Origin of the sequence: Methylobacterium sp. E-025 (assembly GCF_022829705.1) — a bacterium.
Taxonomy (GTDB): domain Bacteria; phylum Pseudomonadota; class Alphaproteobacteria; order Rhizobiales; family Beijerinckiaceae; genus Methylobacterium.
Window position 1 is genome coordinate 312,197 of the sequence record NZ_JAKSYR010000102.1, and the last position, 19,674, is coordinate 331,870.

The 19,674-nt window shown below is 68.3% G+C and carries 19 protein-coding genes and 1 tRNA gene; 10 read left to right on the forward strand and 10 right to left on the reverse strand.

The features are described from left to right. Window positions 1–302: 302 nt before the first annotated feature. The 5 genes from MKK64_RS13730 to MKK64_RS13750 all read right to left on the reverse strand — a co-directional run bounded on the left by MKK64_RS13730 (window position 303) and on the right by MKK64_RS13750 (window position 7,795). Window positions 303–1,943, reverse strand: a complete 1,641-nt coding sequence (locus MKK64_RS13730) for a DUF6538 domain-containing protein (RefSeq protein WP_243935482.1) — start codon at window positions 1,941–1,943, stop codon at window positions 303–305. 85 nt (window positions 1,944–2,028) lie between these two features. Further along, a tRNA-Leu gene (locus tag MKK64_RS13735) sits at window positions 2,029–2,113 on the reverse strand. Between the two features lie 152 nt (window positions 2,114–2,265). Next, complete coding sequence (locus MKK64_RS13740; RefSeq protein ID WP_243935483.1) at window positions 2,266–3,009, reverse strand: TetR/AcrR family transcriptional regulator; 744 nt, start codon at window positions 3,007–3,009, stop codon at window positions 2,266–2,268. 420 nt (window positions 3,010–3,429) lie between these two features. Next, window positions 3,430–6,573 (reverse strand): efflux RND transporter permease subunit, encoded by a 3,144-nt coding sequence (locus tag MKK64_RS13745; protein WP_243935484.1) that lies wholly within the window; start codon window positions 6,571–6,573, stop codon window positions 3,430–3,432. A 10-nt stretch (window positions 6,574–6,583) separates the two neighbouring features. Beyond that, a complete protein-coding gene (locus MKK64_RS13750; protein ID WP_243935485.1) occupies window positions 6,584–7,795 on the reverse strand; it encodes an efflux RND transporter periplasmic adaptor subunit in 1,212 nt (403 codons plus the stop codon). A 192-nt stretch (window positions 7,796–7,987) separates the two neighbouring features. Here MKK64_RS13750 and MKK64_RS13755 point away from each other — a divergent pair, with 192 nt between their 5' ends. Further along, complete coding sequence (locus tag MKK64_RS13755) at window positions 7,988–8,170, forward strand: hypothetical protein (protein WP_147841615.1); 183 nt, start codon at window positions 7,988–7,990, stop codon at window positions 8,168–8,170. 90 nt (window positions 8,171–8,260) lie between these two features. Here MKK64_RS13755 and MKK64_RS13760 read toward each other — a convergent pair whose 3' ends face one another. Beyond that, window positions 8,261–9,493, reverse strand: coding sequence for an NAD(P)/FAD-dependent oxidoreductase (locus MKK64_RS13760; RefSeq protein WP_243935486.1), 1,233 nt, complete (start codon window positions 9,491–9,493; stop codon window positions 8,261–8,263). Further along, window positions 9,490–10,452: a LysR family transcriptional regulator gene (locus MKK64_RS13765; protein WP_147727027.1), complete on the reverse strand. Its 963-nt coding sequence runs from the start codon at window positions 10,450–10,452 to the stop codon at window positions 9,490–9,492. The genes MKK64_RS13760 and MKK64_RS13765 overlap by 4 nt, the downstream gene beginning before the upstream one ends. Window positions 10,453–10,640: 188 nt before the next feature. Between MKK64_RS13765 and MKK64_RS13770 the strand changes: the two genes are divergently transcribed. From MKK64_RS13770 to MKK64_RS13785, 4 genes are all read left to right on the forward strand, one after another. Beyond that, entirely contained in the window at window positions 10,641–11,699 is a 1,059-nt protein-coding gene (locus MKK64_RS13770) for a class 1 fructose-bisphosphatase (protein ID WP_243935487.1), read from the forward strand. Between the two features lie 24 nt (window positions 11,700–11,723). Beyond that, on the forward strand, window positions 11,724–12,584 hold the full coding sequence (locus tag MKK64_RS13775) for a phosphoribulokinase (protein WP_147727025.1): 861 nt from the start codon (window positions 11,724–11,726) through the stop codon (window positions 12,582–12,584). 109 nt (window positions 12,585–12,693) lie between these two features. Next, window positions 12,694–13,380 carry a ribulose-phosphate 3-epimerase gene (gene rpe / locus MKK64_RS13780; protein ID WP_243935488.1) on the forward strand — a complete coding sequence of 229 codons (687 nt, stop codon included), beginning with the start codon at window positions 12,694–12,696 and terminating at the stop codon, window positions 13,378–13,380. A 10-nt stretch (window positions 13,381–13,390) separates the two neighbouring features. Further along, complete coding sequence (locus tag MKK64_RS13785; RefSeq protein ID WP_147727023.1) at window positions 13,391–14,134, forward strand: HAD-IA family hydrolase; 744 nt, start codon at window positions 13,391–13,393, stop codon at window positions 14,132–14,134. A gap of 4 nt (window positions 14,135–14,138) precedes the next feature. On the opposite strand, the gene MKK64_RS13790 is transcribed toward MKK64_RS13785, so the two are convergent. After that, window positions 14,139–15,194: an SDR family oxidoreductase gene (locus tag MKK64_RS13790; protein WP_147841610.1), complete on the reverse strand. Its 1,056-nt coding sequence runs from the start codon at window positions 15,192–15,194 to the stop codon at window positions 14,139–14,141. Between the two features lie 202 nt (window positions 15,195–15,396). Between MKK64_RS13790 and MKK64_RS13795 the strand changes: the two genes are divergently transcribed. Beyond that, on the forward strand, window positions 15,397–16,143 hold the full coding sequence (locus MKK64_RS13795) for a YebC/PmpR family DNA-binding transcriptional regulator (protein ID WP_147727021.1): 747 nt from the start codon (window positions 15,397–15,399) through the stop codon (window positions 16,141–16,143). Window positions 16,144–16,153: 10 nt separating this feature from the next. On the opposite strand, the gene MKK64_RS13800 is transcribed toward MKK64_RS13795, so the two are convergent. Further along, window positions 16,154–16,444 (reverse strand): hypothetical protein, encoded by a 291-nt coding sequence (locus MKK64_RS13800; RefSeq protein ID WP_147841609.1) that lies wholly within the window; start codon window positions 16,442–16,444, stop codon window positions 16,154–16,156. A 178-nt stretch (window positions 16,445–16,622) separates the two neighbouring features. On the opposite strand from MKK64_RS13800, the gene ruvC reads away from it, so the two are divergent. Next, entirely contained in the window at window positions 16,623–17,186 is a 564-nt protein-coding gene (gene ruvC / locus MKK64_RS13805; protein ID WP_147841608.1) for a crossover junction endodeoxyribonuclease RuvC, read from the forward strand. A 6-nt stretch (window positions 17,187–17,192) separates the two neighbouring features. Here ruvC and MKK64_RS13810 read toward each other — a convergent pair whose 3' ends face one another. After that, the gene (locus tag MKK64_RS13810) at window positions 17,193–17,807 is read right to left on the reverse strand and encodes a YceI family protein (RefSeq protein WP_243935489.1); all 615 of its coding nucleotides are present in this window, start codon (window positions 17,805–17,807) and stop codon (window positions 17,193–17,195) included. A 176-nt stretch (window positions 17,808–17,983) separates the two neighbouring features. Here MKK64_RS13810 and ruvA point away from each other — a divergent pair, with 176 nt between their 5' ends. From ruvA to bfr, 3 genes are all read left to right on the forward strand, one after another. Then, window positions 17,984–18,601, forward strand: coding sequence for a Holliday junction branch migration protein RuvA (gene ruvA, locus MKK64_RS13815; protein WP_243935490.1), 618 nt, complete (start codon window positions 17,984–17,986; stop codon window positions 18,599–18,601). A 229-nt stretch (window positions 18,602–18,830) separates the two neighbouring features. After that, complete coding sequence (locus tag MKK64_RS13820) at window positions 18,831–19,109, forward strand: bacterioferritin-associated ferredoxin (RefSeq protein WP_147841606.1); 279 nt, start codon at window positions 18,831–18,833, stop codon at window positions 19,107–19,109. Window positions 19,110–19,157: 48 nt separating this feature from the next. After that, complete coding sequence (bfr, locus tag MKK64_RS13825) at window positions 19,158–19,655, forward strand: bacterioferritin (protein ID WP_147727192.1); 498 nt, start codon at window positions 19,158–19,160, stop codon at window positions 19,653–19,655. Window positions 19,656–19,674 lie beyond the last annotated feature (19 nt).

Consider the following 19,674-nt stretch of genomic DNA (forward strand, 5'->3'; position numbering starts at 1 on the left):
CTTGCCTTTGTAAGCTGCTCATATAATTCAGCTTATAAACATAACATGCCAACTTTTAATTGGCAGCTCAATGACGACCTTTGAATAATCTCTTTGACGCTTTTTATCTTTTTATGGCGTTGCGTTGACTCGCTTTCGATCGCAGTATTCGCTACCGATCCGCTTGTATTTCATCGAACCCTAATCGTTCTTAAGTTGCTGCCTTCCGCCAGGGTGCTTGAGCCAAACGTTGACGTGAAAGTTTTTACCTGAACGAATGCTAATCCCCAATCGTACAAATGCAGCGGTTCGCCTTTTTGTCTTCAAATGCGTTCGTTTGAAATTTCGAACGCTGGTAGGCGATCTATCGCGGCTTCCATTGTTTTGAGACTTACGTCTCCGTATGTGTCGGCCACTGTCCGTGCCGCTTGGCCTTGAATTGCATCCAATATCCTTGGAGCAATACCTACCTCCATACCAACAGTCTTAAAACGATGCCGCCATCCGTGATTTGGGGCAACGTTTCGATCAGTTATAATAGAACGGCCGAACTCGGCGAGGCGATTTTTAAGTCCCTGGAGCGGACCTAGGACATCACCATCGTGCCTTGCTTTGAGAAATAAATGGCCATTTGGACATGCCTCAATGAACGCTTGAAATCCTATTAGATCAAGCTGCCGATGTAAAACAACCTCACGCGCTTCATTGGTTTTCACGGTGCCTGCCTCTGGCGTGATTCGGATAATGCATCTGCTGTTTTCCCAACGAATATCTTGCCGCCTTAGCTGAGCAATCTCGCCAACCCTTGCGCCTGTAAAGGCGCAAAGCCATGGTACCCAACGCTTGACAAAGGCGGTGCCCTTAAATTCATTGGTATTCTCGTATTTCAAAGCCGCAGCGAGAATTGCTACAGCTTCGGCATCCGAGAAACCCTTCGAACGCAAGCGGGCAGACTTCGTGACTTTTATTGTTATACCAAGCGTCGGATTCTCTTGGATTTTTCGGTTTGAGACTGCCCATCGGAACAATGTCTTTAACGCCGATAAATCGCTATCTTTCACCGTTTTCGCAGAAGCCACACGACCGGTTTTTGGCGATGGTTCTGTCAATCGGTGATCTTTGAAAGCAACGATATCGTGCGGTGTGACCGCCTCAACTTTTTCGTGGCCCAAAAAAACTATGAAGTATTTTATGGTGTTTCGATAGCTCTGGTAAGTACTCGGCTTTATGCCTGCAGCTTTATTTTCGCGCCACCAGCTCTCCAAGAGAGCCGTGAGGCTGAACTGCTCCAAGTTCTTTTCCTTGACAGAAATTCCATTTTTTTTAAATACTAACCTTGTTGAATAATATTCGTCAAAAAGTTCTTTACCGAGTTTAACGTCTTTATCTTGGTCGTATCCTTCGGCCATACGAGATAATTCGATGCTTGCCCTCTGAAATGCTGCAGCAATTGCCTTTTCCAGCTTGCTTTCACTCGCCGCATCAAGATTTATTCCTCCGGCGGTCAAGTACGATATTGAGACCTTCCGGCAGAACCTTCTCATTTCGAAAGCTGAAAAGCTTTGGTGAATTTTTACGGAGCCAAATTCTTTGAGGTTCGCCTCTGAAATATCGATGAGCTCCGTCGTCCAGAGCTTTTCGTAAATCTCCGTTTGCCAGAAATTTTGGAAGCTCGGGTCGTTTCGATGCATCCGCACCCAGACTTCATAGGCGCGGTTAGCGACGCTGTGTGCTTCCCGCTCAGTCAGCGTTTGCGCGCCAAGCCTCAGGTTGGCCCAGCGTGATTCGAGATCGGTTAAGGTTTTAAGATGGAGGGCTTTCGCAACCGTGGGGTCTTTAGTTCCGAGAGTGATCTTGACCACTTCGGTACCGACAACGTTGCGTAAGTCCGCTGGCACCCGCTTGCGGAGATAATAGACGCCCGTTTTCGGGTGCTTCCAAGGCCGGCTCATTCCGAGCACCATGTGTACCACCCGTGTGTATCACCGGATGGCTCTAAGCCTTTGAATTTGTTATTTCTCTTTGCGGATCAGCGGCTTGGCCAGCTGATGGTGCCCAGGAAAGGACTCGAACCTTCACCTCTTGCAAGACTGGTACCTGAAACCAGCGCGTCTACCAATTCCGCCACCTGGGCTCGCCGGGCGCTCGGCGCCGACGAAGGCTCGTTTAGGGGGTGGCATCGGTGGCGTCAATCGGGATTCCGCATGTGCGGGCGTTCGACCGCCCGGTGTGATCGTGGCGCTCGCCTCGGCGCGGATGGCCGGCCCGATGGCGAGCGCCAGCGCGTCAGAGGCTCGGCGCCGGCTCGCCGTCCTCCACGTCCGGCGTGCGCGACCGGGACCGGCGATCGAGCAGCGACCGTCCGAGCGCGCGGAACGGCGCGACAAGCCGGCGGGCGTCCTCGGCGCGTTCCATAAAGCGCTCGCCGCTGCGGATCTCCTTATCGAGGCGGGCCATGGTCCGGGCGAGCGACGGGTCGTCGTCCTGCAGCCAGGTCTCGACCACGCGGGCGAAGGCGATGACGACGCCCTGGAGCTTGAGCCGGCCGAGCGGGCCCTCGGTGTCGATCCCGGCCGCGGCCAGCATGTAACGGTGGGAGTTCAGGGCCACGCCGTTCAGGGCCAGCATCGACAGCACGTCGCCGCGCAGCGCGAACGAGATGCGCCGCAAGGCCGGCTTGTACGGCGTCATCGCGTCGAGCCGGCGCATCAGCACGTCGAACAGCCGCTCGCGGGTCGGCTCCTCGGCGAGATCGGCACCGTCCTCCTCAAGCACCTTACGGTCGATGATCCGGGCGAGGCCGGCGAGAATCGCGCCCTTCGACGGGAACAGGTCGCGCAGCTCCGCAAGGCTCAGACCCGCCTCGCGGGCGATGTCGCCGACCTCGATGTCGTTCCAGGGCTGCTCGGCCGCCAGCCGCATCAGCGCCTCCACCGCCGCCTCGCGCGGGGGCTGCGTCGGCGCCTCGTGATGGGTGCCGGGATCCGCCGGCTTGCGGCCCTTCTTCGGCGAGCCTGCTGTCTCGGTCATGCGGCCTGCTCCTGGCTGATCTCGCGCGCGCTCCGAAGGGGCGACGCGCCTCGTGACGATCGACCCGCGAAACGGCCGATCCTGTCTCGCTCCCTATGTAGGAACGCGGGCGGACGAGGGCAGTGCCTTTGTGCGCGCTTGCCGCACGAGGGCGATGGCACGTCATGCCCATTGGGCGCACGCGAGGCGCGGTGTTCGACGATGGCGGCACGATCGCGCGCCGGCCTTGCCCGCCCTGCTCTCCATCGCGGCCGCGGTCGGCAACGCGGTGGTGGATCATGGGCCGAGGCGCTTGCTGCGCCGGCGCGGTGAGCGACGGGCCTCTCATCGCGGGATGACGGAACCGCGAAGCGCTCGGATCGACCGCCCGAACGCGATGTCCGCGCCCCGATCGAAGATGCGCGTGCGCCGAAGCGTCCCCTACTCCGCCGCAACCCGAGGCGGCGCCGGGTAGCCCCGCCCGTCGTTGGCGGGATGGCCGGAAGGCGCGCGCCCCGCCTCCTCCGGGTCGTCGCGCGCGCCGACGAAGCGGGAGAACAGGCGGACGATCAGGCGGGACAGGTCGTCCATCAGCACGAAGATCGCCGGCACGAAGACCAGCGACAGGCCGGTGGAGACGATGAGGCCGCCGATCACCGCGATCGCCATCGGGGCCCGGAACTCGCCGCCGATGCCGAGCGCCATCGCGGAGGGCACCATGCCGGCGGCCATGGCGATCGTGGTCATCACGATCGGCCGCGCGCGCTTGCGGCCGGCATCGATGATCGCGGTGGCGCGGTCTACGCCGCGCCCCATCTCCTCGACGGCGAAATCGACGAGCATGATCGCGTTCTTCGTGACCACGCCCATCAGCATCAGGATGCCGATGACGACGGGCATCGAGATCGGCTTGTGGAACACCAGCAACCCGAGGATCGCGCCGCCGATCGACAGCGGCAGCGAGAACAGGATCGTCATCGGCTGCAGGAACGAGCCGAACAGCAGGATCAAAACGCCGAACACCATCATCAGCCCCGCGCCCATGGCGAGGGCGAAGCCGGAGAACACCTCGCCCATCACCTCGGCATCCCCGGTCTGGCTGATGGTCACGCCCGGCGGCAGGGCCTGGGCGGTCGGCAGGTGCATGACCTGGTCGATCAGCGAGCCGAGGGCGTCCGAGCCCTGCATGTCGCCTTCCAGCGCCACGCGGATCGCCCGGTCGTAGCGGTCGATCGCGGTCGGGCCCTGCCCGAGAGACAGGTCGGCCACCGTCGAGAGCGGAACCGCGGCGCCGCCCTTGACCGGGACCTTGAGGGTCTCGAGCTGGGCGAGGTCGCCGCGCAGGGTCTCGGGCAGCTGCACCCGGATCGGCACCTGACGGTCGCGCGCGTTGAACTTGGCGAGGTTGGCGCCGATGTCGCCGATGGTCCCGACGCGCACCGTCTCGGCGATCAGGTCGGTGGAGACGCCGAGATCGGCCGCGACCCCGGCCTTGGGGCGGATGCGGATCTCGGTGCGGTCGAGCGGCGCGGTCGAGATCACGTTGACGAGGTGGGGCACCTGCGCCGCCTCGCGCTGGAGGCGCTGCGACACGTCGGCGACCACCGCCTTGTCGGGGCCGGCGATGATGAGCTCGAGATCGCGCTGGCCGCCCTCGCGCAAAGCCCAGAACCGGATGTCGGGCTGCTGCCGCAGGATCGCGCCGACGGCGACGTCGACCTCCTTCTGCGTGCGGTGTCGCGTGTTCTTCGGCGTCAGGTTGATGGTCAGCGAGGCGAGCCGCACCTCCTTCTTCCCCGGCAATTGCCGGCCGCCGTCGACGAACACGCTGCGGACCTCGGGCAGCGTCCGGATCTTGTCCACCAGCGCGTCGGTGACGCGCGTGGTCTCGGCGAGCTTGGCGCCGGGCGGCAGCTCGACCACGAACAGCGTGCGGGCCGCGTCCTCGGCCGGCAGGAAGCCGGACGGCAGCAGGCCGGTGGACAGGATGGAGGCGGCAAAGCAGGCCAGCCCCGCCACCAGCGTCACGAACTTGTGCCGCACCGACCACGCCACGAGGCGGGTGTAGCCGCGCATCACGACGCCTTCGCGCGTGTCCTCCGGCCCGTGGTCGCGCAGGAAGTAGGCGGCGAGCAGCGGCGTGATCAGGCGCGCGACCAGCAGCGACATGAACACGGCGGCCGCGATCGTCAGGCCGAACTGCTTGAAGTACTGCCCGGCGATGCCGCCCATGAACGAGACGGGGGCGAAGATCGCGATGATCGTCGCGGTGATGGCGATGACCGCGAGGCCGATCTCGTCGGCCGCCTCGAGGGCCGCGCGATAGGGCGTCTTCCCCATCCGCATGTGGCGGACGATGTTCTCGATCTCGACGATGGCGTCGTCGACCAGGATGCCGGTCACCAGCGTGATCGCTAGCAGGCTGACGGCGTTCAGCGAGAAGCCGAGCGTGCTCATCACCCAGAAGGTCGGCAGCACCGAAAGCGGCAGCGCCACCGCCGCGATCAGCGTCGCGCGCCAGTCCTTCAGGAACAGCAGCACGACGATCACCGCCAGCGCCGAGCCCTCCAGCAGCCCGAGCATCGCGGAATGGTAGTTGCCGACCGTGTTGGTGACGGAGGTGTCGATCAGGTCGAAGCGCACGCCCGGGTTGGCGGCGTGCAGCGACGCGATCCGGTCGGCCACGCCGACCGAGACCTCGGCGTCGCTGGCGCCGGCCGAGCGCGAGATCGCGAAGGCGACCACCGGCTCGCCGTTGAAGCGGGCGAAGGTGCGCGGCTCCTCGGCGGTGTCGGTGAGCGTGGCGAGCTCGTCGAGCCGCACCTTGCGGTTGCCGGAGACGACGATCGATGTGGCGCCGAGCGTGTCGAGGGTCGCCGAGGCCGCGAGCGTGCGGATCGACTGCTCCTGGCCGCCGACCTCGCCGCGTCCGCCGGCCATGTCGGCCGAGGTCAGGCGCAGCTGCCGGTTGACGTCGGCCGCGGTGATGCCGAGCGCGAGCAGCCGGTCGGGCTTCAAGGTGACGCGGACCTCGCGGGCGACGCCGCCGAGGCGCTCGACGCCGCCGACGCCCCGCACGCCCTGGATCGACCGGGCGACCACGTCGTCGACGAACCACGACAGGTCCTCCGGCGTCATCGCGGGCGCGGACGCGCCGTAGACCATGATCGGCAGGCCGGCGATCTCGACGCGGTTGATGATCGGCTCGTCGATGGTCCGCGGCAGGTTCAGGCGGATCTTCGAGACCGCATCCTTCACGTCGTTGACGGCCCGATCGGTGTTCACCTCGAGCCGGAACTCGATGGTGGTGACCGACGAGCCCTCGGTGATGGTCGAGAGGATGTGCTTGACGCCCTTCACACCCGCCACCGAATCCTCGACCCACTTCGTGACCTGGGTCTGAAGCTCGGAGGGCGCCGCGCCCGACTGGGTGATCGTCACCGAGACGATCGGGATGTCGATGTTGGGAAAGCGCGTGATCGGCAGGGAGCGGAAGCTGACGAAGCCGAGCAGCAGCAATACGAGGAACAGGACGATCGACGGCAGCGGCCGGCGGATCGACCAGGCGGAGATGTTGAGGCGCATGACGTCGCCCCTAACGCATGGTCGCGTCGGCGAGCGGCGTCAGGGTCTCGGGCGGCACGGGCCGCACCCGGTCGCCGTCGCGCAGGAAGCTTCCGGCGCGCGCGACGACGGTTTCGCCGGCGGCAAGCCCGCTGCGAACCTCGGAGAACCCCGCGGCGGAGAGGCCGGGCACGACCTTGCGCGCCTCGACCCGCTCGTCCTTCACCACGAGGACCCCGGCATTGCCGTCGGCCGCGAACAGGAGGCTGGAGACCGGGACCGCGACGCCGGTTCGCCGCGCCACCTCGACGGTGCCGCGGCCGAAGGCGCCGATGCGGAGCGCGGGATCGTCGCTGAGCGCGATGCGGACCTTGCCCAGCCGCGTGGTGCGGTCGACCTCCGGGTAGACCCGGCGGACCTTGCCGACGATCTTGCGCCCGTCCTCCAGGTCGAGCTGGGCCGGATCGCCGATCTTGATCCGCGGCAGCCAGGTCTCCGGCACCTCGCCTTCCAGCTCGATCTCGCCGCGCGCGATCAGGCGGAACAGCGGCTCGCCGGCCGCGGTCGCGGTTCCGCCGACGCGGGCGGTGCGGCGGTTCACGATCCCGGCTTCCGGCGCGCGGATCGCGGCGCGGGCGCGCTTGAGCGCGATCTCGGCACCCGAGGCCTTGGCGGTGGCGAGATCGGCCTCTGAGGCCTGCAGGCCGCCGCGGGCCGAGGCGAGCCTGCCGTCCGCGCCCTGTGCCGCGGAGACGCGCTGCTCGAGGATCGCGGCGGTGGCGTTCCCGGTCTTGATCAGGGCCTGGGCGCGCTCTAACGACAGCCGCGCCTCGGTCTGGGCCGCCTCCGACTGCACGATCTGGCTCTTCGCCTGCACGATCGCGGCTTCGGCCCGGGCGACCGCTGCCGCGTTCGCGGCTTCCTGGGTCGCGATCATCTCGGTGGAGAGTTTCGCGAGCACCTGACCGGCGGCGACCCGGTCGCCCTCCTCCGCCAGCAGCTCGATGATGCGGAAGCCCTCGATCTCCGGCGACACCAGGATCTCGTCGCGCGGCACCAGCGTGCCGGTGATGACCGCCCGCTCGACGATCTCCCGCATCTGGGCCGGCACGACGCTGATCGCCGGCGCGATGGATTGCGGCTCGGGCACCGCCGCCGTTTCGACCGCGCCGACGGACGATGCGCCCGCGCAGAAGGCCGCCGCGAGGCCGGCGACACGCAGGGCGGCAACGAAGGATCGCATCACGGCAGTGGTCTCGCTGGCGTCCATGGGCTCGCCTGAGCCTGCCCTGTCGCACCGCAGCCCGGCGTTTTGAAGGCACGCGCCGACGCCCCGGGGAGCGTAGACGACGGCCTGGAAATAGGCGACCGAATACCTGCAACCGCGCCGCATTAAGGACGTTAAGCTTTCAACATCCCATGCGACGGGGCTCCCATGAGCATCTTCCAGATTCGTCAGACCAAGAACGGCATCGTCCTGTGGACCGGCTCGGCCGACGACGAGGCGACCGCCCTCGACGCGATGGCGCGCGAGGCCGGCTACCGCGACTTCCTCGCGCTGCCGGAATCGGTCCGCAGCAACGGCCTCGAAGCCGCGAAGCTCGACCTGATCTCCTAAGGGCGATCGCCCGGCCCGGGCGGGTCGGGCCTCACCCCATCCGACGACCATCGACCCCGTTCGGCCCCGGCCGTGCGGGGTCGATGCGTTTCACGCCACCGCGAACGCCTTGAGGTCGAAGGCGGGGTCGGCGGCCTGCTCCGGCGTCGGCGTCCGTCCGGCGCCGAGGATGCGACGGGCCATCATGTGGTCGCCCGCGCGGTTGATCGACTCGACCGTGACCAAGCGCGCGCCGCGGTAGCGGAACACCGAGAACGCCTCGCCGCCACCCCGCCGGACCGACAGGTCCGACGGCCCCGAGAGGCCGGCGATCTGCAGCTTGTAGCGACCCTGGTCGCTCCAGAACCACGGCAGCGCCGCGTAGGCTGCCGGCCGGCCGGCGAGGCGGGCCGCGAGGCACCGCCCCTGGTCGATCGCGTTCTGCACCGATTCGATCCGCACGGTGCCGTCCGCGGACAATCCCGTCGCGAAGGCGCTGGGATGGCGCGTACAGTCGCCGATCGCCGAGATCGCCGGGTCGTCGGTGGCGAGAAACGCGTCGACCCGGATGCCGTCCGCGACGGACAGGCCGGCCTCGGCCGCGAGCTCCTGGTTCGGCAGCACGCCGATCCCGACCACGACGAGGTCGGCAGGCAGCTCGCGATCGTCCGACAGGCGGACGGCGCCGGCGCGGCCGCCCTCCCCCGCGATCGATGCGACGCCGGCACCGAAGGCGAAGCGGACGCCGAGCCCCTCGTGCGCGCCGCGGAAGAAGGTGCCGGTCTCGGTCGAGACCGCCCGCGCCATCGGGCGGTCGGCGGCCTCGATCACCGTCACGTCGAGGCCGCGCGCGGCGGCGACGGCCGCGAACTCGAGGCCGATGAAGCCGGCGCCGACCACGACGATCCGCCGCGCGATCTCCAAGGCCGCGCGCAGGGCGTCCGCGTCGGCGAGGTCGCGCAGCTGGCGCACGCCGGCAAGGTCGGCGCCGGGCACCGGCAGCGGGCGGTTGCGCGCGCCGGTGGCGAGAACGAGGTGATCGTACGGGAGGACGGTCCCGTCGCCGAGCCGCAGCGTCCTGGCCGCCCGGTCGATCGCGACGGCCCGGGTCTGCGAACGGACCGCGATGCGGTGCTCGGCATAGAAGGCGTCGGGGCGAAGGTGCAGCCCCGCGGCGTCGGTCTTGCCGGCGAGATAGGCCTTCGACAACGGGGGCCGCTGATACGGCAGGCCCGGCTCGTCGGCGACGATGGTGACGGGATCGGCGAACCCGGCCTCGCGCAGCGACGCGGCGACCTGGAACCCCGCCTGCCCGCCCCCGACGACGACGAGGCCGGCGCTCACGCCCTGCCCCCGGCGGCGATCGCGGCGACCGTCTCCTGGCCGAGCACCTCGACCCCCGGCAACCAGCGGGCGCCGTCCTGCATGAGGTACTCCCAGAACGCGGCGGCCGCCGGACCCAGGACCTTGTCGGCCCGGCGGACCGCGTACCAATCGCGCCGGATCGGCAGGCCCTGGACGTCGAGCAGAACCAGACGGCCGGCCTCGACCTCGGCGGAGACCGTGTGCGCGGAGAGCAGCGCGATCCCGAGCCCGGCCATCACCGCCTGCTTGATCGTCTCGTTCGAGCCGGAATCGATCCCGAGCTTCGCCCGCTTGATGATGATGCCGTTCATGAATTCCTCGAACACCGTGCGGGTGCCCGATCCGTCCTCGCGCACGAGGTAGGCTTCCTCGGCGATGTCGGCCTTGGTCAGCCCGCGGCGGCCCGCCAGGGGGTGGTTGGGATCGGCGATCAGCACCAGGGGGTGCGGCCCGAAGATCTCGGCCTCGATCGCGAAGTCGCGCGGCGGCCGGCCCATGATCGCGAAGTCGATCTCGTAGTTGCGCAGCGCCTCGACCGTGTTGCCGCGGTTGCGCACCGACAGGTTGATCTCGACGCCGGCATGCGCCTTCACGAAGCCGGCGATCACCTGCGGCGCAAAGTACTTCGCGGTCGAGACCACGCCGAGCGTCACCCGGCCGCCGGCGCCGCCCTTGAGGATGCGGAGCTTGTCGGCGCAGGTTTCCAGAACGGTGTTGATGCTGTCGATCGCCCAGAGCATCTCGCGGCCCGCATCGGTCGGCTTCAATCCGGTCGGCGTCCGGTCGAACAGCAGCAGGCCCGCCTCCTCCTCCAGCTGGCGGATGCGGGCATATAGGGCGGCCGAGGTGACGTTGAGCTCCTGGGCGGCCCGCGTCATGGTGCCGAGACGTGCCACCGCCGCGACGGCCTGAAGTTGCTTAAGGGACAGGTTGCGCATGCGCTGTTTTTAGTTTTTTTGTAATCGGCCGCAAGAAGTTTTAGATTTCTTGCTCACAGGCGGCGTCGGTCCCTGGTGAAGGGCGGCCCGCGTGCGGTATCCTGCCGGCTTTCGGGCAGGTAAGGCGTGCGGCAGGCGCCGTCGCACGCATGACGGCGCGGCAGGATCTCGGGCGGAAAGGCAAGCGGATGTCGACAGGTTCACCGGCACTCGGATCGCGGCTCGATGCATGCCTCGCCGAGGCTGTCGCGGCGGAGCCGCACTTGGCCGACACCGCCGCCGTGATCGCCGCGATCGCGGCGGCCTCCATCGACATCAGCGAGGTCATCGGGCGCGGAGCGCTCGGGGGCGACCTCGCGGCGGCCGGCGAGCACAACAGCGACGGCGACGTGCAGAAGGCGCTCGACGTGATCGCTCACCAGCGCGTCACGGAAGCCCTCCAGGGCGCGCCCGTCGCCGAGGTCGCCTCCGAGGAGGCCGAGGGCGTGATGCACCTCAACGCCGGGGCGCCGCTCGCGGTCGCGATCGACCCGCTCGACGGCTCGTCGAACATCGGCGTGAACATGGCGGTGGGCACCATCTTCGGCATCCGCCCGGCCGTGACCGCCGAGGGCGACCCGATCGCCTCCTTCACCACGCCCGGCACGGCGCAGACGGCGGCCGGCTTCGTCACCTACGGGCCGGCCACGGCGCTGATCCTGACGCTGGGCCACGGCACCCAGGTCTACGTGCTCGACCGTGCCGAGCGCGCCTTCCGCCTGACCCATGCCGCGCTCGAGGTGCCGGCGGCCGCCAAGGAATACGCGATCAATGCCTCGAACGCCCGGCACTGGGACGGCCCGATCAAGGCCTATATCGAGGATTGCCTGCGCGGCGCCGAGGGCCCGCACGACAAGGACTACAACATGCGCTGGCTCGGCTCGCTGGTGGCCGACGCGCAGCGCGTTCTGATGCGCGGCGGCGTGTTCCTGTACCCCGGCGACGGGCGCAAGGGCTACGCGCAAGGGCGCCTGCGCCTGCTCTACGAGGCTGCCCCGATCGCCATGCTGATGGAGCAGGCCGGCGCCGGCGCCACCGACGGCGAGCGCCGCATCCTCGACATCGCCGCCGCCGGCATCCACGAGCGCGTGCCGCTGGTCTTCGGCTCGGTCGAGGAGGTCGCCAGCGTCGCCAAGTACTACGACGGGCGCAACCACGCCGCCGGGCGCTCCCCCCTGTTCGGGCAGCGCGGGCTGATGCGCTCGTGACCTCGGGACACGCCCGGTAGCAGCATGTCGGCGCGGCATCCGATCATCTCGGTCACCGGTTCTTCGGGGGCCGGCACGACTTCGGTGCGCAACACCTTCGAGCAGATCTTCCGGCGCGAGGACGTGTCGGCGGTCTACATCGAGGGCGACGGCTTCCATGCCTTCGACCGCGAGACGATGCACGCGATGATGGCGGCGGAGCCGACGCTCTCGCACTTCGCGCCGCGCGCCAACCTCCTGCCGGAGCTCGAGGAGGTGTTCCGCACCTACGGCGAGTCCGGGCGGGGCCGGACCCGGCACTACGTCCACGACGTCGAGGACGCCGCGCGCTACGGGCGGCCGCAGGGCAGCTTCACCGAGTGGGAGGATTTCGCGCCCGGCTCCGACCTGCTCTTCTACGAGGGCCTGCACGGGTGCGTCGTCGACCAGACCCTGGACCTCGCGCGCTACCCCGACCTGAAGATCGGCGTCGTGCCGGTGATCAACCTCGAATGGATCCAGAAGCTGCACCGGGACCGGTCGTTCCGGGGCTATTCGACCGATGCGGTCACCGACGTGATCCTGCGGCGGATGCCGGATTACGTGCAGACCATCTGCCCGCAATTCTCATGGACCGACATCAACTTCCAGCGGGTGCCCACGGTCGACACCTCGAACCCGTTCATCGCCCGCTGGATCCCGACGGCCGACGAATCGATGGTGGTGATCCGCTTCAAGGACCCCAAGGGCATCGACTTCTCGTACCTGCGCTCGATGCTCGAGGGCAGCTTCATGAGCCGGGCCAACTCGATCGTCATCCCCGGCGGCAAGCTCGACCTCGCGATGCAGCTCATCCTCACGCCGATCATCATGCAACTCGTCGAGCGCAAGCGCCGGCTCGCCTGACCGCACGGGTCGTCGCGGGCAAAAAGTCCGGCTGTTTTGGCCGGGCTTCCCCACCCCACATCAGCCCGCGCGAGGGCGTGTCGGCCCCGCGCGTCTCGGAACATGCCGCATGCCAAAGGCCATCATCGCCCCCTCGATCCTGTCGGCCGACTTCGCACGGCTGGCGGAGGAGACCCGCGCCGTGGACGCGGCCGGCGCCGACTGGATCCATCTCGACGTGATGGACGGGCATTTCGTGCCCAACATCACCTTCGGGCCCCCGGTGGTGAAGGCCTTGCGCCCGCACACGAAGAAGTTCTTCGACGTGCACCTGATGATCGCGCCGGCCGACCCCTACCTCGCGGCCTTCGCGGACGCCGGCGCCGACGGCATCACCGTCCACGTCGAGGCCGCGCCGCACAGCCATCGCTCGCTCCAGACCATCCGAAGCTTGGGCAAGCGCACCGGCATCGCGCTCAACCCGGGAACGCCCGCCGCGATGGTCGAGCCGCTGCTCGACCTCGCCGACATGGTGCTGGTGATGACGGTGAACCCGGGCTTCGGCGGCCAGAGCTTCCTCGGAAGCGCGCTGGAGACGGTGGCGCGGGTGAAGGCGATGATCGCGGGCCGCGCCATCGATATCCAGGTCGACGGCGGCGTCGACGCCGAGACGGTCGGCCGTGCGACGGCCGCCGGCGCCAACGTGTTCGTCGCCGGCAACGCGGTGTTCAAGGACGGCCCCGACCGCTACGCCGAGCGGATCGCCGCAATCCGCGCCGGCGCCGAGGCGGCGAGCGGCCGGGCAATCCGATGCTGATGGCGACCTCATGCTGAAGGCGCTGATCTTCGACGTCGACGGGACGCTGGCCGAGACCGAGGACCTGCATCGCCAGGCCTTCAATCACGCCTTCTCCGAGCTCGGCCTGCCCTGGCACTGGGACCCGGCGTGCTACGCCGACCTGCTGACGGTGATGGGCGGGAAGGAGCGGCTCGCCCACTACGTCGCGACCCGCCACGGCGATGCCGCGGGCCTGCGAGCGCGCATGCCGGAGATCCACACCCGCAAGACCGCGATCTACGGCGGCCTCGTCGCGGAGGGTGCGCTCGCGCTCCGCCCAGGCGTCGCGAGGCTGATCGCCGAGGCGCGGGCGGGCGACGTCCGGCTCGCGATCGCGACGACCACCACCCGCGCCAACGTCGACACGCTCCTTGCCGTCAACTTCCCCGCTGGCGACCGCCCCTTCGACGTGATCGCCTCGGGCGACGAGGCCGCCCGCAAGAAGCCGGCCTCCGACATCTTCGATCTCGCGGTGCAACGCCTCGGCATCGCGCCGTCGGAGGCGATCGCGTTCGAGGATTCCGCCGCCGGCATCCGATCGGCGCTCGATGCCGGCCTGCCGGTGCTGGCGACCCGCAGCCGCTACACCGAGAGCCACCGCCTCGACGGCGCGTTCTCGGCGGTGTCGGATCTCGGCGAGCCGGGGCATCCGCACCGGCACGTCTTCGGGTTCGCGTGGGCGGACGGGGTGGTGACGCTCGCGGGCCTGAGGGAGTGGCACGCGAGCGCCTGACCCGTCAGTCGCGACGGGCGAGCCGGCGACCGGCCGACTGCCGGCGCGCATCGTGCCGTCCCTGCGCTTCCGTCGCGAACAGCGTCGTCCCCGCGACGAGGCCCAGCGCCGCGGCAAGCCCGAGCTTCAGCCATTTCGGGTCGGCGGCGGCGACGTGGCCGACGGCGCGGTCGTCGAAACGGCCATGGGCGCCGGGATCGGTGTCCACCGGCTCGTAGAGGTTGTCGGCTCGGTGCTTGTTGGCGCGCACGCTGGTCATCTCCCCGCGATATCCGTGACGGGCGAGATACCCGTCGATCCAGCCCGGGATCACCATGTTGCCGACGATCGCCTTCCAGGCCGACGTCCCGATCCAGAGCTCGCGCGGCGCTGCCTGCGCGGCCGCGTAGACGTGGCGGGCGATCGCCTCGGGCTGGTAGATCGGCGGCACCGGCTCGAGCTTGCGCGGCAGCACCGAGCGGGCCCAATCGAATTGCGGCGTGTTCACCGCAGGCAGCTGCACCATCGTCAGCCGTACCTTGCTGCCGTCGTGCAGCAATTCGCTGCGCAGCGAGTCGACGAAACCGCGCACCGCCGCCTTGGCCGCGCAATAGGTCGCCTGCAGGGGGATCGAGCGGTAGGCCAGGGCCGAGCCGATATGGACGATGGTGCCGGAATCCTTGGGCACCATGTGCTCGAGCGCGGCGAGCGTGCCGTGGACCTGGCCGAGATAGGTCACCTCGGTGACGCGACGGAACTCCTCGGCGGAGGTCTGCTGGACGGGCGCGTAGACCGTCACCATCGCGTTGTTGACCCAGACGTCGATGCCGCCGAACGCCGCGACGACCTCGGCGGCCGCCTGGCTCACCGCGTCCGCGTCGGCGACGTCGGCCGCGAACGCCATCGGGCGTCCGCCGGCCCGCACCACGTCCTCGATCGTCCCGTGGAGGCCGGCCTCGCCTCGGGCGATCAGGCCGACGTTCCATCCATGCCGGGCGAACTCGCAGGCGACCGCCCGGCCGACGCCGGCGCTGGCGCCCGTGACCACGACCGTCCGTTTCCGCTCAACCTGTTTTCGCATTCTGTCCTCGTCGGCGCGCCGGTCGGCCGCGGTTCGGGAACGCCCGTCGCCGCCGATCTTTCCGTCGTCGGCCGATCGCGTTCGCGTGTGCCGCCCGCGTTGCCTCCCCGCGCCGCACGCGCGTATAAACCGCGGCATCCCCGCCCGGCGGCGTCGAGGGCGCGAGCCCTCCGCCGCCAAGACCCAAAGAACGCGCGACGCCATGGCCGGCCATTCCCAGTTCAAGAACATCATGCACCGCAAGGGCCGGGTGGACGCCGTCCGCTCGAAGCTCTTCGGGAAGCTCGCCCGCGAGATCACGGTGGCGGCCAAGCTCGGCCTGCCCGATCCGGCGATGAACGCACGCCTGCGCGCGGCGATCATCGCGGCCCGCGCCGAGAACGTGCCCAAGGACAACATCGAGCGGGCGATCAAGAAGGCGGCCGGTGCCGACGGGGAGACCTACGAGGAGATCCGCTACGAGGGCTACGGCCCGGGCGGCGCCGCGCTGATCGTCGAGGCGCAGACCGACAACCGCAACCGCACGGCCTCCGACGTGCGCTCGGCCTTCACCAAGTCCGGCGGGAGCCTCGCCGAGACCGGCGCCGTCGCGTTCATGTTCGACCGCGTCGGGGTGGTCGGCTTCGCGGCCTCGGTCGCCGACGCCGACACGATGCTGGAGGCGGCGATCGAGGCCGGCGCCGACGACGTGCGCTCGGACGAATCCGGCCACGAGATCACCTGCGCGCAGGACTCCTTCGGCGAGGTCACCAAGGCCCTGGAGGCGCGCTTCGGCGAGCCGACCCGCACCGGCCTCGTCTGGAAGGCGCAGAACACGATCGACGTCGACGACGAGACCGGCGAGAAGCTGATCCGCCTCGTCGAGGTGATCGAGGACCAGGACGACGTGCAGAACGTCTACGTCAACTTCGCCCTGTCCGACGCGCTGGTGGCCAAGCTCGAGGCCTGAGGCGTGGGCGTCAGCGGGGCGAGGCCGCCCCGCTGCGGTCGCAGCGGTAGGGCGCGACCCCGATCGCCGGGTCCTGCAGCACGCGGCCGCCCGAGGCCTCGCAGCGGACCTGGAAGGAATCGTGCGGCCCCCAGAAGCTCCAGATCGTGAACATCGGCAGCACCATCATCAGGCAGACGCTGCCGATGACCATGCCCGCCGCCCAGGCGTTGCCGCGCAGCGGTTTCGGCGGCTCCGGCCGCATCGGCGGCATCGGCGCGAGGAAGGCCAGGGTCGGCACCAGCCAATCGAGGGTGTTCATCCGCCAGCCCGCCCGAGGTTTCGGCCCGCATCGTGGCGCGCCGCGAAGCCGACGGTAGTTCGATCGCCTCAGTTTCGAAAGTCGGCCAGCCGCGACCGTTTGGCGAAACCCTTCGTTCACGCTATGTGCTCAGACAGAGCCGGTACGGCGTTCCGGCCGTGCGGCCAAGGTCCGGTTCATGACGCCCATCCGCATCCTCGGCATCGATCCGGGCCTGCGCCGCACCGGCTGGGGCGTCGTGACGGTGACGGGGGCGAAGCTCGCCTACGTCGATTGTGGCGTCGTCACCTCGGACGGCGACCTGCCGCTGGCGCTGCGCCTGCGCGAATTGCACGAGGGCATCACCCGGGTCGTGCGGGACTTCTCGCCCGACGAGGTTTCGGTCGAGGAGACCTTCGTCAACAAGGACGCGCAGGCGACGCTCAAGCTCGGGCACGCCCGCGCCATCGCGCTGCTGGTGCCGGCGCTCGCCGGCGTGCCGGTGTTCGAGTACGCGGCGAACCTGATCAAGAAGTCGGTCTGCGGCTCGGGGCATGCCGAGAAGGCGCAGATCCAGGCGATGGTGCGCTTCCTGTTGCCGAAGGCCGAGTTCAAGCTGGCGGATGCGGCCGATGCGCTCGCCATCGCCATCACCCACGTCAACCATCGCGGCGCCCATGCGCTCAAGCGCGCGAACCCGCCGCCCGGCGCGGCCGGGCCGGGCGCCGCGCGGATCGCGGCGGCGTTGGCCAAGCTCGGCTGAGGCAGATCAGTTCACCGCCTTGAACTCGCCTTCGAGGCGCAGGACGACCTCGTCGCCGAGCATCGGCAGGTAGGCGTCGATGCCGAAGTCCGACCGCTTCAGCACGGCGCGGCCGTCGAAGCCGACGGTGTAGGCCTTGTCGACGGGATGGATGCCGGCCCGGTTGAAGGTCGCGTCGAAGGCGACCGGCTTGGTGACGCCGCGCAGCGTCAGGTCGCCGGTGACGCGTGCCGTGGTCGGGCTCGTCGCCTCCACCGCGGTGGCGGCGAAGGTCGCGCTCGGGAACTTCGCGGTGTCGAAGAAGTCGGGCGTCTTGAGATGCGCGTCGAGCTTCGGGTTCACGCCGGTGATGCTGTCGGTGCCGATCGTGACCTTGAGCCGGATCTTGGTCGCGTCCTTGGGGTCGAGGGTCGCGTCGCCGGTGACGTCGGTGATCTGCCCGTAATAGGTCGAGAAGCCGAGATGGCTCAGCGACCAGGTGATCTTGGCGTGGTCGGGATCGAGGCGGTAGGTGCCCGGCCGGACCTGCGTCGGGTCGGCGCTGGGGGCAGTCGCGGTGTCGGCGGCCCGCGCCGGCGAGAGGGCGAGCGTCAGGGCGAGGAGAAGCAAGGGTCCGCGCATCGGGATCGCCTGGGTTGTAACCGACCGTTTCCCTGCCCTGATCCCACGAAGCTCGGCCGCTCTCAAGACTGGCCTGCAGAAAGACTCGCCACGGTTCGCCGGATGGCGGCGATGCGCGGCATTCTGTAGGCAGCGGACGGCACGCTGGACGCGGCGGCGCGAATGATCGGGATCTCATGATCGGGAAGCTCAAGGGCGTGGTCGATTCCTACGGCGAGGATTTCGTCCTCCTCGACGTCCAGGGAGTCGGGTACGAGGTGCATTGCTCGGCGCGCACGCTCCAGCGCCTGCCGAAGCCCGGCGAGCCGGCCGTCCTTTCGATCGAGACGCATGTCCGCGAGGACATGATCCGCCTCTACGGCTTCCGCTCGGATGCCGAGCGCGAGTGGTTCCGCCTGCTCCAGACCGTGCAGGGCGTCGGCTCCAAGGTCGCCCTCGGGCTGCTCTCGGTGCTGGAGCCGCCTCAGCTCGCCTCGGCGATCGCCATGGGCGACAAGACCGCCGTCGCGCGTGCGCCCGGCGTCGGCCCGCGGCTGGCCGCCCGGCTGGTGGCCGAACTCAAGGACAAGGCGCCGGCCTTCGCGCCGATCGATCCGGCGCTCATCGCCCTGTCGGGCGCGGTCGAGAACCGCTCCGCGCCCCAGCCCGTCGCAGACGCGATCTCGGCGCTGGTCAACCTCGGCTACGCCCAGCTCCAGGCCTCGGCCGCGGTCGCCGCTGCCTTGAAGGCTGGCGGCGAGGACGCCGAGGCGAAGGTTCTCATCCGGCTCGCGCTGAAGGAGCTGGCGCAATAGGGAGCCGCGAAACGCGACGATGCGATCCGATCGTGCGCTCGTGATCGCCGGAGCCTTGACCGATACGGTGCCGGATGGCATGTGGCGTTCGCTAACACGTTGAAAACGCTTAGTTTTCAAGAGTTCTAAACTGGCGACGGTCGAGGACGGGACGACGCACGGCGAGCGCTCTCGAACGATTCGAGGGCGTCGAAGGAAACGAGCCTCCAGCCATCGAATTTTGGATCGTATGATCGTCTGTTCCTGCAACGTCCTCTCGGATGGCGCCGTGCGCGGGTGTCTCGGCCCGGGTCCTGGCTGCCCGCGCACGCCGGCCCAGGTCTACGCCTGCCTCGGCTGCAGCCCGAAATGCGGGCGTTGCGCCCGCACGATCCGCTCGATCATGCAGAACGCCCTCGCCGCCGCGGCGCTCGAGGCGGGACAGGACGCCCATGCCTGCGCGACGGGTTGCGCAACCGGCTGCAGTTTGGGAAAGGTCCAGCCTGCAGAGGAGGGGATCGCCGCCTGAGGCGTAGCCCGGCTTTTCCCTCGCACGGCCAAGGGGAGAACGGGTTTCATGAAGGGCGACATCAAGGTCATTGAGTATCTCAACCGCGGCTTGCGCAGCGAGCTGACCGCTGTGAGCCAGTACTGGCTCCACTTCCGGATGCTCAACGACTGGGGCTACATCGACCTCGCCAAGTTCTGGCGCAAGGAATCGATCGAGGAGATGAACCACGCGGACCGGTTCGTCGACCGGATCCTGTTCCTCGACGGCTTCCCCAACCTCCAGGAGCTCGATCCCCTGCGGATCGGCCAGAACGTCGAGGAGATCATCGCCTGCGATCTCGCCGCCGAGTGCGAGGCCCGCGCGCTCTACCTCGAAGCCGCCAAGTACTGCGATTCGATCAACGACCGGGTGTCGAAGCGCCTGTTCGAGGATCTGGCCGAGGACGAGGAAGGCCACATCGACTTCCTCGAGACCCAGCAGGAACTGATCCGCCAGATCGGCCTGCCGCTCTACGCCCAGCGCCACGTCGGCGGCCTGGAGCCGATCGCCCCCGAAGCCGAATGAACGGGAGGCGGGATCGCCG